This is a genomic window from Aquamicrobium terrae (assembly GCF_052978165.1).
Genome location: NZ_JBRKLZ010000001.1, coordinates 908098 through 923069 on the forward strand (window position 1 = coordinate 908098; position 14972 = coordinate 923069).

At 66.0% G+C, this 14972-nt stretch carries 18 protein-coding genes; 12 read left to right on the forward strand and 6 right to left on the reverse strand.

What is annotated here, in order from left to right; genetic code table 11:
- Positions 1-21 precede the first annotated feature (21 nt).
- Complete coding sequence (locus ACVCNR_RS04575) at positions 22-1434, forward strand: sensor histidine kinase (RefSeq protein WP_447073958.1); 1413 nt, start codon at positions 22-24, stop codon at positions 1432-1434.
- A 12-nt stretch (positions 1435-1446) separates the two neighbouring features.
- Here ACVCNR_RS04575 and ACVCNR_RS04580 read toward each other — a convergent pair whose 3' ends face one another.
- The 6 genes from ACVCNR_RS04580 to ACVCNR_RS04605 all read right to left on the reverse strand — a co-directional run bounded on the left by ACVCNR_RS04580 (position 1447) and on the right by ACVCNR_RS04605 (position 5942).
- Entirely contained in the window at positions 1447-2106 is a 660-nt protein-coding gene (locus ACVCNR_RS04580) for a methionine ABC transporter permease (RefSeq protein WP_354198672.1), read from the reverse strand.
- A complete protein-coding gene (locus tag ACVCNR_RS04585; protein ID WP_447073959.1) occupies positions 2087-3193 on the reverse strand; it encodes a methionine ABC transporter ATP-binding protein in 1107 nt (368 codons plus the stop codon). Before ACVCNR_RS04585 ends, ACVCNR_RS04580 begins: the two co-directional genes overlap by 20 nt.
- Before the next feature lie 186 nt (positions 3194-3379).
- A complete protein-coding gene (locus ACVCNR_RS04590; protein ID WP_354198676.1) occupies positions 3380-4234 on the reverse strand; it encodes a MetQ/NlpA family ABC transporter substrate-binding protein in 855 nt (284 codons plus the stop codon).
- A 202-nt stretch (positions 4235-4436) separates the two neighbouring features.
- Positions 4437-4796 carry a tRNA-binding protein gene (locus ACVCNR_RS04595; protein ID WP_447073960.1) on the reverse strand — a complete coding sequence of 120 codons (360 nt, stop codon included), beginning with the start codon at positions 4794-4796 and terminating at the stop codon, positions 4437-4439.
- Between the two features lie 14 nt (positions 4797-4810).
- The gene (locus tag ACVCNR_RS04600; protein WP_354198680.1) at positions 4811-5311 is read right to left on the reverse strand and encodes a type III secretion system chaperone family protein; all 501 of its coding nucleotides are present in this window, start codon (positions 5309-5311) and stop codon (positions 4811-4813) included.
- Positions 5312-5636: 325 nt separating this feature from the next.
- Positions 5637-5942 (reverse strand): accessory factor UbiK family protein, encoded by a 306-nt coding sequence (locus ACVCNR_RS04605; protein ID WP_354198682.1) that lies wholly within the window; start codon positions 5940-5942, stop codon positions 5637-5639.
- Positions 5943-6124: 182 nt separating this feature from the next.
- Between ACVCNR_RS04605 and lgt the strand changes: the two genes are divergently transcribed.
- From lgt to ACVCNR_RS04660, 11 genes are all read left to right on the forward strand, one after another.
- Positions 6125-6976: a prolipoprotein diacylglyceryl transferase gene (gene lgt / locus ACVCNR_RS04610; RefSeq protein ID WP_354198684.1), complete on the forward strand. Its 852-nt coding sequence runs from the start codon at positions 6125-6127 to the stop codon at positions 6974-6976.
- Entirely contained in the window at positions 6973-8061 is a 1089-nt protein-coding gene (locus ACVCNR_RS04615; RefSeq protein ID WP_447073961.1) for a class I SAM-dependent methyltransferase, read from the forward strand. Before lgt ends, ACVCNR_RS04615 begins: the two co-directional genes overlap by 4 nt.
- 101 nt (positions 8062-8162) lie before the next feature.
- Positions 8163-8954, forward strand: coding sequence for a peptidoglycan editing factor PgeF (gene pgeF / locus ACVCNR_RS04620; RefSeq protein WP_447073962.1), 792 nt, complete (start codon positions 8163-8165; stop codon positions 8952-8954).
- A 5-nt stretch (positions 8955-8959) separates the two neighbouring features.
- Entirely contained in the window at positions 8960-10111 is a 1152-nt protein-coding gene (locus ACVCNR_RS04625) for a M24 family metallopeptidase (protein WP_354198690.1), read from the forward strand.
- Positions 10112-10165: 54 nt separating this feature from the next.
- Entirely contained in the window at positions 10166-10741 is a 576-nt protein-coding gene (locus ACVCNR_RS04630; RefSeq protein ID WP_447073963.1) for a hypothetical protein, read from the forward strand.
- Positions 10742-10889: 148 nt separating this feature from the next.
- Positions 10890-11825 carry a ribose-phosphate pyrophosphokinase gene (locus ACVCNR_RS04635; RefSeq protein WP_354198694.1) on the forward strand — a complete coding sequence of 312 codons (936 nt, stop codon included), beginning with the start codon at positions 10890-10892 and terminating at the stop codon, positions 11823-11825.
- A gap of 78 nt (positions 11826-11903) precedes the next feature.
- Positions 11904-12467: a YceI family protein gene (locus ACVCNR_RS04640; protein WP_354198696.1), complete on the forward strand. Its 564-nt coding sequence runs from the start codon at positions 11904-11906 to the stop codon at positions 12465-12467.
- A 103-nt stretch (positions 12468-12570) separates the two neighbouring features.
- Positions 12571-12966, forward strand: a complete 396-nt coding sequence (locus ACVCNR_RS04645) for a COG4315 family predicted lipoprotein (protein WP_354198698.1) — start codon at positions 12571-12573, stop codon at positions 12964-12966.
- A 16-nt stretch (positions 12967-12982) separates the two neighbouring features.
- On the forward strand, positions 12983-13489 hold the full coding sequence (locus tag ACVCNR_RS04650) for a sigma-70 family RNA polymerase sigma factor (RefSeq protein ID WP_447073964.1): 507 nt from the start codon (positions 12983-12985) through the stop codon (positions 13487-13489).
- Positions 13486-14259, forward strand: coding sequence for an anti-sigma factor family protein (locus ACVCNR_RS04655; protein ID WP_447073965.1), 774 nt, complete (start codon positions 13486-13488; stop codon positions 14257-14259). Before ACVCNR_RS04650 ends, ACVCNR_RS04655 begins: the two co-directional genes overlap by 4 nt.
- 25 nt (positions 14260-14284) lie before the next feature.
- The gene (locus ACVCNR_RS04660) at positions 14285-14860 is read left to right on the forward strand and encodes a cytochrome b (protein ID WP_447073966.1); all 576 of its coding nucleotides are present in this window, start codon (positions 14285-14287) and stop codon (positions 14858-14860) included.
- Positions 14861-14972: the final 112 nt, after the last annotated feature.

Here is a 14972-nt window from a genome sequence, read left to right on the forward strand (position 1 = left end):
CCAAGCGCAGGCCGGAACGGAATGACGACGACAGAATTGCAGGGCCCGCCTCCAGACAACTTCCGCGCCCGCGTCCAGCGCGCCGCCGCCTCGGTGCAGAAATCGTGGAAGCGCTTCTGGCGCCTGGTTTCGCTCTACATGCCGAAGCGGCTCTATGCCCGCTCGCTGATCATCATCATCGCGCCGATGATCCTGCTGCAATCGGTCATCGCCTTCGATTTCATGGAGCGCCACTGGCAGACGGTGACCCAGCGCCTGTCGCAAGCCGTCACCCGCGACATCGCCGCCATCATCGACCTGCTGGAGACCTATCCGAACGAGCCGGACTACGCCAACATCATCCGCATCGCCCAGGACCGGATGCAGCTCAAGGTCGACCTGCTGCCGTCCGAGCCCCTGCCCCCGCCGGGGCCGAAGCCGTTCTTCTCGATCCTCGACCAGATCCTGTCGGAAGAGATCACCCGCCAGATCAACCGGCCGTTCTGGCTCGACACGGTCGGCAATTCCAATGTCATCGAGGTGCGCATCCAGCTCGAAGGCAGGGTGCTGCGCGTCTTCGTGCGCCGCAGCCAGGCCTATGCGTCCAACACCCACATCTTCCTGTTGTGGATGGTCGGCACCTCGCTGGTGCTGCTGATGATCGCCATCCCCTTCCTGCGCAACCAGATCAGGCCGATCCTGGCGCTGGCGGAGGCGGCCGAGAGCTTCGGCAAGGGCCGGCCGATGCCGCGCGACTTCCGCCCGCGCGGCGCGGAAGAGGTGCGGCGCGCGGGCTTCGCCTTCATGCAGATGCGCGAGCGCATCGAGCGCCAGATCGAGCAGCGCACGGCGATGCTCACCGGCGTCAGCCACGACCTGCGCACCATCCTCACCCGCTTCAAGCTGCAACTGGCGCTGACCCGCACCAAGGCCGACATCGAGGCGCTGGGCAAGGACATAGACGACATGCAGTCCATGCTGGAGGGCTATCTGGCCTTCGCGCGCGGCGAGGCGGCCGAGGACACCGGGCATTTCGACCTTGCCGCCTGCTTCCAGCGGCTGGCGGACGAGGCAAAGCTGCGCAAGTGCAAGCTCATCACCTCGATCGCCGGCTCGCCCGACATCCAGGTGCGGCCCAACGCCTTCACCCGCCTGGTGGCCAATGTGGCAGGCAACGCCTTTCGTTACGCCAAATCCGTCGAAATCCACGCCGAACATGGCGATGGCTGGCTCACCATCACCATCGACGACGACGGCCCCGGCATTCCGCCGGAAAAGCGCGAGGAAGTGTTCAAACCGTTCGTGCGGCTCGATGCGGCGCGCAATCTCGACGCCACCGGCACCGGCCTCGGCCTGCCCATCGCCCGCGACATCGCCCGCAGCCATGGCGGCGACCTGACCTTCGAGGACAGTCCGCTCGGCGGCCTGCGGGCGCGCATCAGGATACCGGCGTAGGCCGTATCGGTGTCAGGCAGTGCGGCGGTCCAGCCGGGCGACCAGCCGGTCGCCCGCCCATTGCAGGACGCTGACCATGACGATCAGCACCGCGACGACGGCGATCATCACCGTGGTCTCGAAACGCTGGTAGCCGTAGCGGATGGCAAGGTCGCCTAGGCCGCCCGCGCCGATGGCGCCGGCCATGGCCGAAGCGCCCACGAGCGTGACCAGCGTGACGGTGAAGCCCGCCACGATGCCCGGCATCGCTTCCGGCACCAGCACCTCGCGCACGATGGTCCAGCGCGAGCCGCCCATGGCGCGCACTGCCTCGATCAACCCGCGGTCGACCTCGCGCAGCGACACTTCGGCGATGCGCGCATAATAGGGCGTGGCGGCGATGGAAAGCGGCACGATCGCCGCCCAGGTGCCGATCGAGGTGCCGGCGATGAAGCGCGTCACCGGGATCAGCGCCACCAGAAGGATGATGAACGGCACCGAGCGGAACCCGTTGACGATGCCGCCCAGCAGGCGGTTCGTCCACAGGTTCTCGGCAATGCCGCCACGATCGGTCACCACGAGCGCGAGGCCGAGCGGAAGGCCGAACACGAAGGAGACCACGCCGGAGGCACCGGTCATCAGCACCGTTTCCCAGAGCGAACGCAGGAAAAGCTCAATCATTGCCGAAGACATGGCCCAGCACCTCGACGCGGGCGCCCCGGCCCGTCAGGAATTGCACGGTTTGCGAAAGGTCCGGCTCGCCGGCCGGCACGGCGAGGAACAGCGTGCCGACCGGCCGCCCCTGCACCCGCTCGATACCGCCATGGACGAAGCGGAACGAGCCCGCTTTGGCGGCGAGATCCGCCAGCAGCGGCCCCAGCGCCGCCTCGCCGGCAATGTCGACGCGCAGCACCGCTTCCGATCCGAGCGTCGGCGAGAGCCGCTGCGCGATCTCGGCCGGCAGTTGCGGGCGGATGCCCTGCAACAGGCTGGTGGTGATGTCGGATTGCGGGTCGGCGAACACCTTCCAGACCTCGCCCTGCTCGACGATGCGGCCGGCATCGATCACCGCCACGCGGTCGGCGATCGAGCGCACCACCTCCATCTCGTGGGTGATGAGGATGATGGTAAGGCCGAGCTGGCGGTTGATGTCCTTGAGCAGGGCAAGGATGGAGCGCGTCGTTTCCGGATCGAGCGCCGAAGTGGCCTCGTCGGAAAGCAAAAGCGCCGGCCGCGCGGCGAGCGCGCGGGCGATGCCGACACGCTGCTTCTGGCCGCCCGAGAGCGAGGCCGGATAGGCATTCGCCTTGCCGGCAAGGCCGACAAGCTCCAGCAACTCCGCTGCGCGGCGCAGGCGCTCGGCCTTCGGAACGCCCTCGATCTTGAGCGGCAGGGCGACATTTTCCTCGACGGTCTTGGCCGACAGCAGGTTGAAATGCTGGAAGATCATGCCGATGCGCCGGCGCAGCGGCTGCAACTGGTTTTCGTCCAGCCGGCTGATCTCCCGCCCTTCGATATGGACCTCGCCCGAATCCGGCCGCTCCAGGCCGTTGAGGCAGCGGATCAGCGTCGACTTGCCGGCCCCGCTGCGGCCGATGATGCCGATGATCTCGCCCTTGCCGACGGTCAGGGACACGCCGTCCAGCGCGGCGGTCGGGCCGAAATGGCGCTTGACGTCGACCAGCCGCACCACCGGCCCGGTGCCGGACGCAGCCGGTGCCGCCCGTCGCCCATCCGGGGCGAGCGCTTCCACGTGCTGGTGCCCCACATGCTGGTTCATCGTGCCGTCTTTCATGTGCCGGGAAGCCATCCTGCCCTGTCGCCTCATGATGCTTCATGCGCAAAGCGGCCCACCGCACATGCCGCGGGCCGCCTTTCCTTGCGCCAAATCAGATGACGGGGCAATGGCCGTTTGGTTAGCAAAGGCCACGTGGCGCCCGAACGGGCGCCACGCAACCCGGTCGGATCAGTAGGCGGAAACGCCCGCTCCCTTGTAGATTTGGTCGAATGCGGCCTTGACCGCATCGTTCTGATAGGAGCTGACGAGTTTCTTCACCCAGGGCGCATCCTTGTCTTCTTCCCTGACCGCGATGAAGTTGCGGTACGGGTTGTTCTCGATGGTTTCCTTGGCGATCTGGATGTCGGCGGTCAGCCCGCTTTTCAGCGCCCAGTCGGTGTTGACGACGGCGCCGTCGAGGTCGTCGACCGAGCGCCCGACGATGCCGGCGTCGAGTTCCTTGATCTCCAGATTCTTCGGATTTTCCGCGACATCCGTCACCGTGGCCAGGATGCCGGCGCCCTCGCGCAGCTTGATCAGCCCCGCATCCTCCAGCACCTTGAGGGCACGGCCCTCGTTGGACGGGTCGTTCGGCACGCCGATCACCGCCCCGTCGGGCAGATCGGCCAGCGACTTGTGCTTCTTGGAATAGAGGCCGACCGGCCACAGCGCCGTGTAGCCGGCGACCACGATCTTGTAGCCCTGCGTGGCGATCTGGTTTTCGAGGTAAGGCTCATGCTGGAAGGCGTTGGCGTCGATGTCGCCGCGCGCCAGCGCCTCGTTGGGCTGGGTGTAGTCGTTGAAGATGACCGTCTCGACGGTCAGGCCGTTCTTGGCCGCCTGCTCCTTCACCGCCGCCCAGGTGTCCTCTTCCTCGCCCGCCATGATGCCGACCTTGACCGAGGTCTTGTCCTCGGCATGCGCGGAAGGGATGAGCGTCAGCGCCGCGACGGTGAGCACGGAGGCGGCAAGCGCAAGCAGCGCGGTGCGCCGGCTGGTGCCGGCAAAGGCAACGGCGCGCGGGGTGTTCCTGAGGATGGTCATTTCAAATCTCACAAGCCTTGGAAGGGTGTCTGGTGGCATCGCACCTCGCGAAGCCTACCCTATCCTCGGCAAAGACTGAACCTTCCTCAAAGGATATCGTTCCTGGATTGCATCAATCCAGAGATTCTCAATTCAAAATAGGCACGGTCTTCGGAATGGAATACCTCACCCTCAAAACCGGCACCAGTCACGGATATCCGGGTCAGTGAAGCCGGCTGCCGTTGGGCACCGTGCGCTCGACGGCGCCCAGCACGATATCGCCGTTCTCGTCGGAGAAGCCGAGCGTCAGCACCTCGGACATGAACGGACCGATCTGCCGTGGCGGAAAGTTCACCACCGCGAAAATCTGCCGCCCCACCAGCGCCTCGGGCGTATAGTGGCGGGTGATCTGCGCCGACGATTTCCGGACCCCGATCTCCGGGCCGAAATCGATCTTCATCTTGAAGGCCGGCTTGCGCGCCTCAGGAAAAGGCTCGGCCTCGACGATGGTGCCGGTCCTGATATCGACCTTGTCGAAATCGGCAAAACCGATCTCCGGCTTGCGCGCCGTACCTGAACTCATTTCTGCGCTGGTCCTTATGCGTTGCCGTGCGTCTCGAACAGGACGCTGGCCAGTGCATCCCTGGCCGAGGTTCCCGACCACACGACGAACTGGAATGCCTGGAAATAGCATTCGCAGGCCTCCAGCGCCGAGGACAGGAGCACCTCGACCTGCTGGCTCGACGGCTCGACCCCGCCGGCAAGCAGCAGCGACTGCCTGAACATGATGGCCCCTTCCTGCTCCCACAGGTCGAAATGGCCGAACAGCATCTGTTCGTTGATGAGCGAGAGCAGCCGCATCACCTCCAGCGCCCGGTTTTCCGGCACCTTGATGTCGAAGGCGCAGGCCAGATGCAGCGCCTCGAAATCCTCCATCCAGGAGAAGGAGACGTGATATTCGGTCCAGCTTCCGGCAACCGAGATGGAGATTTCATCGTCACCGGCCCGCTCGAAGGACCAGTCATTGTTGTGGGCGACCTGCTCGATGACATCCACCGGATGGATTTCGCGCGAGACTTCGAGTTCGAGGAGTTCCATTCACTGCTTCCTGTCGTTCGGGAGCACCATCACACGCTCCGTGGATAGGCACGCACAACGAACATTGATTTCTAGAACTCGGACGGTCTGGACTGCTCGACGCAACAACAACCCATGACCGGACCCCACCGCCCGGCGCATGTTCGCCTTCACGAATCATGCAACAAATTCAGTCTATTGATCCGGAGTCGCGTGACCAGCCCAATTTTCGGCGAAGAGTCATTCGCATGTGGAAAGCCTCTTACGACCGGATTCCCTGCCGGTGCGTAAGGGATTCATGACAAAGAGCTTTTCCAGAATCGCCCTTTGTGGAAAACTTTTGGAATTATTTCTTGGCGCGGGAGCCGGAAGCGGGCGCGGACTTCTCCGCGCTGGCGGTCAGCTCGGCAATTCTTGCCTCGAGCGCTTCGATACGCGCGGAAAGCTTGGCATTTTCCTCGCGCGCCTTGACGGCCATGTCGCGGGTGGCCTCGAATTCCTCGCGTTGGACGATGTCCATGGAATTGAGGATACGCTCAGCCTGCCCCCGGAAGGCGGTCTCCACCTCGCGCCGCACGCCCTGGGCGGCACCGGCCGCATCGGTCATCAGCTTGGCGAATTCGTCCAGAATGCGGTTGGGTCCGGTTGACATGGCTGCACCTCGCTTGGTCGGTTTGACGTAGTGGCGATGGATTGCGAATGCAAGTGCATCCGCGCAGGCGCATGCATGATTGCCGCCCGCGCGGGTCCTTCATCGCCTTGCCATGTCGCCTTGACCATGTCCAAACCCTGCCGCATGGTCCGCGCCGATCCAACCCGCACGAGGACATCTCGTTGAGCTTTCCGTCTTTGCTGCCGATTGCGGCCCTGCCCTTCCCCGAAATCGATCCGGTCATCGTGCAGATCGGCCCGCTCGCCATTCACTGGTACGGTCTGGCCTATGTCGTCGGCATCGTGTTTGCTTGGTGGTACGCCAAGCGGCTGGTTTCCAACCCGCGCCTGTGGCCGGACGGCAAGCTGCCGATGAAGCCGCAGGACATAGACGATTTCGTCGTCTGGGCCGCGGTCGGAGTCGTGCTCGGCGGGCGCATCGGCTATGTGCTGTTCTACGATTTCGCCCGCTATCTTGCAAACCCGGGCGACATCTTCGCCGTCTGGCAGGGCGGCATGTCCTTCCACGGCGGCATTCTCGGCACCACCATCGCCATGCTCCTGTTCGCCCGTTCGCGCGGCATCCATCCCTGGTCGCTGTTCGACGTGGTGGCCGCCGGGGTGCCGGTGGGGCTAGGGCTGGGACGGCTGGCGAACTTCATCAATTCCGAATTGTGGGGCCGCGTTTCCGACATGCCCTGGGCGGTGGTGTTTCCCACCGGCGGCTCCCTGCCCCGCCATCCGAGCCAGCTCTACGAGGGCCTGCTGGAAGGCGTGGTGCTGTTCCTGGTCCTGCGCCTGCTCACCCATTCGCGCCTGAAGCTGGGGACCCCACGCTTCGTTTCCGGCGCCTTCATCTGCGGCTACGGCCTGTCGCGCATCTTCGTCGAGTTCTTCCGCGAACCGGACGCCCAGATCGGCTATCTCGCCGGCAACTGGCTGACCATGGGCATGGTTCTGTCGGTGCCGATGGTGCTGATCGGCATCTGGGCGATGACCACCGCAAGGCCGCTGGCGCGCTCGGCACAGGCATGACGGGGCTCGGCCGGCATATAGCCGGGCTGATCGCGGCCGACGGCCCGATCCCGGTCAGCGAATATATGGCATTGTGCCTGTTCCATCCCCGGCACGGCTACTACAGAACCCGCGAGCCGTTCGGCGCCAGGGGCGACTTCATCACCGCGCCGGAGGTCAGCCAGATGTTCGGCGAGCTTGTCGCCGTCTGGCTCTATCAGGCATGGATCGCCAATGGCCGGCCGCTGCCCGTCACCGTGGCCGAGATCGGGCCGGGACGCGGCACGCTGATGAAGGACATGCTGCGCACATGGGCGCGGCTCGACCCGGCCTTTTTCGCAGAAGCGCGCTTCGCTCTGATCGAGACGAGCCCTCGCCTGACGGAAATCCAGCGCGAGACGCTGGGGGCGGTGGCCGAACGCGTTACATGGCACGAAACGGTGGCCACCCTGCCCCACGCACCCCTGCTCATCGTCGGCAACGAGCTGTTCGACGCCATTCCGGTGCGCCAGTTCGTGCGCACCGCCTCCGGCTGGCGCGAGCGTATGGTGGGGCTGGACGAGGCCGGTCGGCTCGCCTTCTTCGCCGGCGCCGCCTCGCTCGACCCGTCGCTTCTGCCGGCAGATGCCGGCACAGCCCCCGAAGGCGCCATTGTCGAGCTCGCCCCGGCCCGCAGCGCCCTGATGGCGGATATCGCGGCGCGCATCGCCGCACGCGGCGGGGCCGGCCTGTTCATCGACTATGGCTATCTCGAAGCCGGTGTCGGCGACACGTTGCAGGCGCTCAAGGACCATGCCCCCGACGATGTGCTGGCCCACCCCGGCGAAGCGGACCTGACCACGCATGTCGATTTCGCCGCCCTCGGCGGGGTGGCCCGCGCCCATGGATTGAAGGTTTCGACGGCCACCCAAGGCGCATTCCTGCTCACCATGGGCCTGCTGGAGCGCGCCGGCCGGTTGGGCGCCGACGCCGACGAGGCCGCACGGCAAGCGATCACCGCGCAGGTCGAGCGGCTGGCCGCGCCCGACCAGATGGGCGATTTGTTCAAGGTGCTGGCGGTGCTGCCAAAGGACGCAGCCGACGTACCTTTTCCGGCGCGCGATTGACTTTTCCGGTCCGCCGGGACCACTCTGGCAAGCCGTCGCGCAGGCGAAATCCCTCGCATCTCCCGCTTGACGAAACGGTCCGGGGAGACAACAAAGCCCTAATGGTGAATCAGCAAAAGCCGGAACCGATCCGCTCTCCACTGCTGGAAAAGGCCGGGGCTCACGGCATCCGCCACGCCTATTTCACCCGCATCGGCGGCGTTTCCGAGGGCATTTACCAAGGCCTCAACATCGGCACCGGCTCGCAGGACGACCAGTCGCTGGTGGCCGAGAACCGCCGCCGCGTGGCGGAATGGATGGGCGTCGCGCCCGATCGCCTGCTGACTGCCTATCAGATCCACTCGCCCGACGTCATCGTCGCCCGCGAGCCCTTCGCCGGCGAACGGCCGAAGGCGGACGCCATCGTCACCGACCGGCCGGGCATCGCCGTCGGCGCCTCGACCGCCGATTGCGGCCCGGTGCTGTTCGCCGATGCCGGGGCCGGCGTGGTGGGAGCGGCCCATGCCGGCTGGAAAGGCGCCTTCACCGGCGTCCTCGAAAACACCATCGCGGCCATGGAAGGCCTCGGCGCACGCCGCGACGGCATCGTGGCCGTGCTCGGCCCCTCGATCAGCGGCCGCAACTACGAGGTCGGCCCCGAGTTCCGCGAGCGGTTCGTGGCGGCGGATGCCGCCAACGAAGGCTGGTTCGTCCCGTCCGGCAAGCCGCATCATTTCCTCTTCGACCTCAACGGCTACACGGTGGAGCGCCTGCGCAAGGCAGGCGTGACCGCCGAGGCGCTCGGCCGCTGCACCTATGAGGAAGAAGAACTGTTCTATTCCTATCGCCGCACGACCCACCGCAAGGAGCCGGACTACGGCCGGCAGGTCTCGGCCATCGTTCTGGAGAGGTAAGAGCCATGGCGCTGCATTTCGAACGTTCCGAATTCGACGCCCGCCGCGACCGCCTGATGATCGAGCTGGCGGAGCGCAAGCTGGACGCCGTGCTGCTGTTCGCGCAGGAAAGCATGTACTGGCTGACCGGCTACGACACCTTCGGTTTCTGCTTCTTCCAATGTCTGGTGGTGCAGGCGGACGGTTCCATGACACTGCTGACGCGCTCGGCCGACATGCGCCAGGCACGCCAGACCTCCATCATCGACAACATCGTGCTGTGGACCGACCGCGACGGCGCCAACCCGGCCATCGACCTGCGCAACCTGCTGAACGAGCTGGACCTGCTCGGCGCCCGCATCGGCGTCGAATACGACACGCACGGCCTGACCGCCTACAACGGCCGCCGGCTGGACGAGCAGTTGCAGACCTTCGGACAGATTTCCGACGCCTCCGGCATTGTCGGGCGGCTGCGCCTGTTCAAGAGCCCGGCCGAGATCGCCAAGGTGGAGAAGGCCGCCGCGCTGACCGACGATGCGCTCGACGCGGCCCTGCCGCTGATCAAGCAGGGAGGCGACGAAGCCGCCATCCTGGCCGCCATGCAGGGCACCATCTTTGCCGGCGGCGGCGACTACCCCGCCAACGAGTTCATCATCGGCTCCGGACCGGACGCGCTGCTGTGCCGCTACAAGGCCGGCCGCCGCAAGCTCAACAAGAACGACCAGCTCACGCTGGAATGGGCCGGCGTCTTCCACCATTACCATGCACCGGCGATGCGCACGGTGCTGACCGGCAAGGTTTCCAAGCGCCATCAGGAACTGTTCGACGCCGCGCAGGCCGCCCTGCTGGCCGTCGAGAAGGCGATGACGCCCGACAACACCTTCGGCGACGTTTTCGAAGCCCACGCCCGCACCATGGAAGCCTATGGCCTGACCAAGCACCGGCTGAACGCCTGCGGCTATTCGGTCGGCGCCCGCTTCTCGCCCTCCTGGATGGACATGCCGATGTTCTACCAGGGCAATCCCGAGCCGATCGCCCCGAACATGACGCTGTTCGCCCACATGATCATCATGGATTCCGAAACCGAGACGGCGATGACGCTCGGCCGCACCTACCTGACCACCGAATCCCAGGCCCGGCCGCTGTCGCGCCATGATCTCGACTTGATCGTGAAGTGATACATTCCGTGCGGGGCGCTTGGATGGCCCCGTGCGTATGGAGTGTTGTGGGGCATGAGCCGAGCGTCCTTGTCGACCGTGCTTTTTGTGGCGCTGGCCCTGGCCGCGTGCAACAGTTCGAGCGTGCTCGATCCGTCCGCCATCGGCACCCCCGGCCAGACCGCCACGGCCCAGCCACCCACGGGCCAGCCGCCGGCGAGCGACAATGCCGCGTCTTCGTCGGCCGCCGCCGTGCAGCCGCCGGCCCGCCCCGGCCGGATCAGGCTCCAGGTCGCGCCCATCGTCGGCACTTCGGTGGAAGCGGCCGGCCCGCTGCTGGAGGAATTGCAGCAGCGCGCCCGCCAGCGCGGCGTCACCCTTGCCGGCAGTTCCGACCAGAGCGCGACCCATGTGCTGAAGGGTTATTTCTCGGTCCTGAACGAGGACGGCGCCGCCACCGTCATCTATGTCTGGGACGTGTATGACCCGGCCGGCAGCCGCCTGCACCGCATCTCCGGCCAGCAGAAGGCGACGGCGGTGAACGGCGCCGAGGGCTGGCCGGGCGTGGGTCCCGACACGCTCAAGGCCATTGCCGATACGACCATGGACCAGTTGTCGACCTGGTTCGACAGCGCCCCCGGCCAGGGATAGCAGGCACCGGCCTGCGACATTTTCCCATGTCCAACGGGCAACAACCTGTCCTGATTCTTGGGATTTGCTTCGAGAATCCCGTTTGTGGCGCTTGCAATACCGGTCAAGGCGGCTAAAAACCCCGTAAATTTCTCTCCGGGGACAAGGCATGAAACTCTTTGCGGGCAATTCCAACAGGGTGCTGGCCGAGGCGGTCGCCCGCTATCTGAACATTCCGCTGGGCAAGGCCAGCGTGCGGCGCTTCGCCGATCAGGAAATCTTTGTCGAAATCCAGGAGAACGTGCGCGGCGAGGACGTCTTCGTCCTGCAATCGACCTCCTACCCGACCAACGACCACCTGATGGAACTGCTCATCATGATCGATGCGTTCATGCGCTCCTCGGCGCGGCGCATCACGGCGGTCATCCCCTATTTCGGCTATGCGCGCCAGGATCGCCGCGCCTCGGGCCGCACGCCGATCTCGGCCAAGCTGGTCGCCAACATGATCACCCGCGCCGGCGCCTCGCGCGTGCTGACGCTGGACCTGCATGCCGGCCAGATCCAGGGCTTCTTCGACATCCCGACCGACAACCTGTTCTCGGTTCCGGTGATGGCCCGCGACGTGAAGGCCAAGTACAAGCAGCTCAACAACGTCATGGTCGTTTCGCCCGACACCGGCGGCGTGGTGCGCGCCCGTGCGCTGGCCAAGCGCCTCGACGCCCAGCTCGCCATCGTCGACAAGCGTCGCGAGCGCCCCGGCGAGTCGGAGGTCATGAACGTCATCGGCGACGTGCGCGGCAAGGACTGCCTGCTGATCGACGATATCGTCGATTCCGGCGGCACGCTCTGCAACGCGGCCGATGCGCTTCTGGAAAAGGGCGCCACCAGCGTCACCGCCTACATCACCCACGGCGTGCTCTCGGGCGCCGCGGCGAACCGCATCGCCGGCTCGCAACTGCAGGAACTGGTCATCACCGATTCCATCCAGCCGACGCAGACCACGATCGACGCCCCCAACATCCGCACCATCACCATCGCCGACCTTCTCGGCGAGGCGATCTCGCGCACGGCGTCCGAACAGTCGGTGTCCAGCCTGTTCGACTGACGTTTCCGCCAAAATCCCGGGATTAAAATCCCGCCGCCGGTGTTGTTGCCGATAGAGCTTCAACACCGGGAGGTCGTCATGATCCGGCCCATCCTGCTGGCGGGCGCCCTGGCCCTGGCTTCGTCGCCTTCGTTCGGCGAAAGCCTGGCCAGCGCGGGCGGCCGCTATGCGATAGAACCCTCGTCACGCATCGTGTTCAGCGTCGGCCAGGTCGGCGGCGGCGGCATAGAGGGCCAGTTCCGGCAGTTCTCCGGCACTTTCATCATCGATGCCGCGCGCGTCTCGCGCTCGGCGGTGTCCTTCACCCTGCGCCCCGCCAGCGTGCAGGCCGGCCAGCCCCGCATCACCAATTTCCTGCGCTCCTCGGCCGTGTTCGACGTGGACAACCATCCGGCCATCACCTTCCGCTCGACCAGGGTCACGCAGACCGGACCACGCAGCGCCACGGTGGAAGGCGTTCTTTCGGCGCGCGGCGTTGCGCGCCGGGAGAGCTTCGAGGTGGTTCTGCTGCGGCAGCAGGGACGCGGCATCGCCTTCCATGTCACCGGCAACGTGCTGCGCTCGCCCTATGGCATGGATGTCGGCACGCCCATCTATTCCAATGTCGTGAAATTCGACATGACCGTCGAAGGACGCCGGTGATTGCCGAAAATAGCCGGCCGGGGCGGGATTAAAGCTTTCCGGCCGGTGTTGACCCTCGTGTGGGCGGGATGATCCGCGAGCAAACAACCTGGAGGAAAGCACCATGTCCGCAACCACGAAGCTTCTTGCCATCGCAGCCGTCGCCTTCGGCCTTCCGCTTGCCGCCCATGCCGAGGACTATGCCGGCGGTGCGATCAAGACCATGGAAACCAGCAAGGGCGAGGTGCTGACCGACGCCAAGGGCATGACGCTCTATACTTTCGACAAGGATGCCGAAAACACCTCGAACTGCTACGATGACTGCGCCGTGAAGTGGCCGCCGCTGATGGCCGACGCTTCCGCCACCGACGCAGCGCCGTTCACGCTGGTGAGCCGAAAGGACGGTTCCAGGCAGTGGGCGCACAACGGCAAGCCGCTCTATCTGTGGCAGGCCGACAAGCAGCCGGGCGACGTGAGCGGTGACGGAGTGGGCGGTGCCTGGCATGTGGTGAAAGAGTAGGACCGGTTCCAAGCCCATGTCGCAATTCCTGGACCAGGTCGAGGATTGCGTGCCGGCGCTGCGGCGCTACGCACGCGCCCTCACCCACAATGCCGATCTGGCGGACGATCTGGTCCAGGACTGCCTCGAACGGGCGATCCGCAAAAGCAGCCTGTGGCGGCCGACCGGGCCGCTGCGGGCGTGGTTGTTCCGCATGCTGCTGAACATCCACCGCAATGAGTTGCGGCATCGGCGCCGCGCCCCGGACACCATGCCGATGACCGACCTCGTGGCGGAACCGCAGGTGCAAAGCGCTTCGCCCGGCCGGCTGGCGTTGGCCGAGACGGCGCGGGCCATGCAGGAACTGCCGGCCGAGCAGCGCGAGGCGCTGCTTCTGATCGCCGTCGAGGGCTTCAGCTACGCCGATGCGGCAGCGGTTCTCGACATACCGGTGGGCACACTGATGTCGCGCCTCGGACGGGCGCGCGCGACGCTGCGCAGCCTTACGGAGGAAGGCGGGCCGAAACTGAGGACGATGAAATGACCGGCGACACCAGTCCGATCACCGAAAGCGACCTGCTCGCCTATGCCGACGGGCTGCTCGACGATGATCGTCGCATCGAGATCGAGCGGCATCTCGCCGACAACCCCGTGCTTGCCGAGGATGTCGGCCACTGGCGCAGGCAAAACGAGACGCTGCGCGAACTCTACGGCCACGTCGCGCGCGAGACGGTGCCGGCCCGGCTTTCCGCGCATCGCATGGCCCACCGGGTGAAGGCCGAAACGAACCGCAACTGGCGCATGGCCGCGGCCGCGGTCCTGCTGGTGACGGCCGGCGCCGTTTCGGGCTGGTTCGGGCGCGACATGATGGCGGCAGGCTCGCTCGCCGACCGCTCGATGATCAGCGAAGCCCTGGCCGCCCACAACCTCTATACGCGCGAGGTGCTGCATCCAGTGGAAGTGCGCGGCGACCAGGAAGCCCATCTGGCCGCCTGGCTGTCGAAGCGGCTCGACCGCCCTCTCGTCATCCCCGACCTTCGCGACGAGGGGCTGACGCTGGTGGGCGGGCGGTTGCTGCCGGCCAATGGCGGCGCGGCCGCGCAGTTCATGTATGAGGACGATGGCGGCCGGCGCGTCACCCTCTACGTCGTGCCCACCCAGAACGGCAAGGAAACCTCGCTGCGCTATGTCGCCGCCGGCGCCCTCGAATCCTTTGCCTGGACCGAAGCGACGCTGAGCTGCGCGCTGGTCGGAGACCTGCCCAAGGAGCGGCTGCAGGAGATCGCCGTGCGCGCCTACCGGCAATTGAGCTGAAAGCACCGAGGCATGGGAGAAGGCCATGTGGCGCAATACGCAGGCCGGCTACGGGCTCGCAGCGCAAGTTCTGCATTGGCTGATCGCGCTGCTGTTCGCCTGCCAGCTCGCGCTGGGTTACCTCACCCAGGCAAGCGCCGATGATCCCGCGCTGCAATTCCGGCTCTATCAATGGCACAAATCGCTGGGCTTCCTCATCCTGGCGCTGGCCCTGCTCAGACTCGGCTGGTGGGCGATCGGCATCCGGCCGGCGCCGGCCGGGCATATGGGCCGGCTGGAAAGGCTGGCCGCCTATGCAGCCCACTCCCTGTTGCTCTGTCTGACCATTGTGGTGCCGCTGGCGGGCTGGGCCGTGGTGTCGGCGTCGCCGCTCGCCATACCCAGCTACGCCTTCGACCTGGTCGTCATACCCAACCTTCCGCTGGCGGCCTCGGACGCGGCGGAAGCGTTCTGGTCACGCATCCATGCCTTGCTGGCCTACGGCACGGGGCTGCTGGCGCTGGGCCATGCGCTGGCCGCGCTGCACCACCATTTCCTTCGCCGCGACGACACCTTGCGGCGCATGGTCCGTCCGTTTCGCAAACACGCCGGCTGGAAATAGCCGCAACAACGCATTAAAGTGCGGCTACGGCCGGAGGCGGCCGGCAGCCCGCGCCCCCAAAAGGGCATGGCGAACGCCTCCCGCGAGCCTTCCTGAACGTTTCACCGTCAGG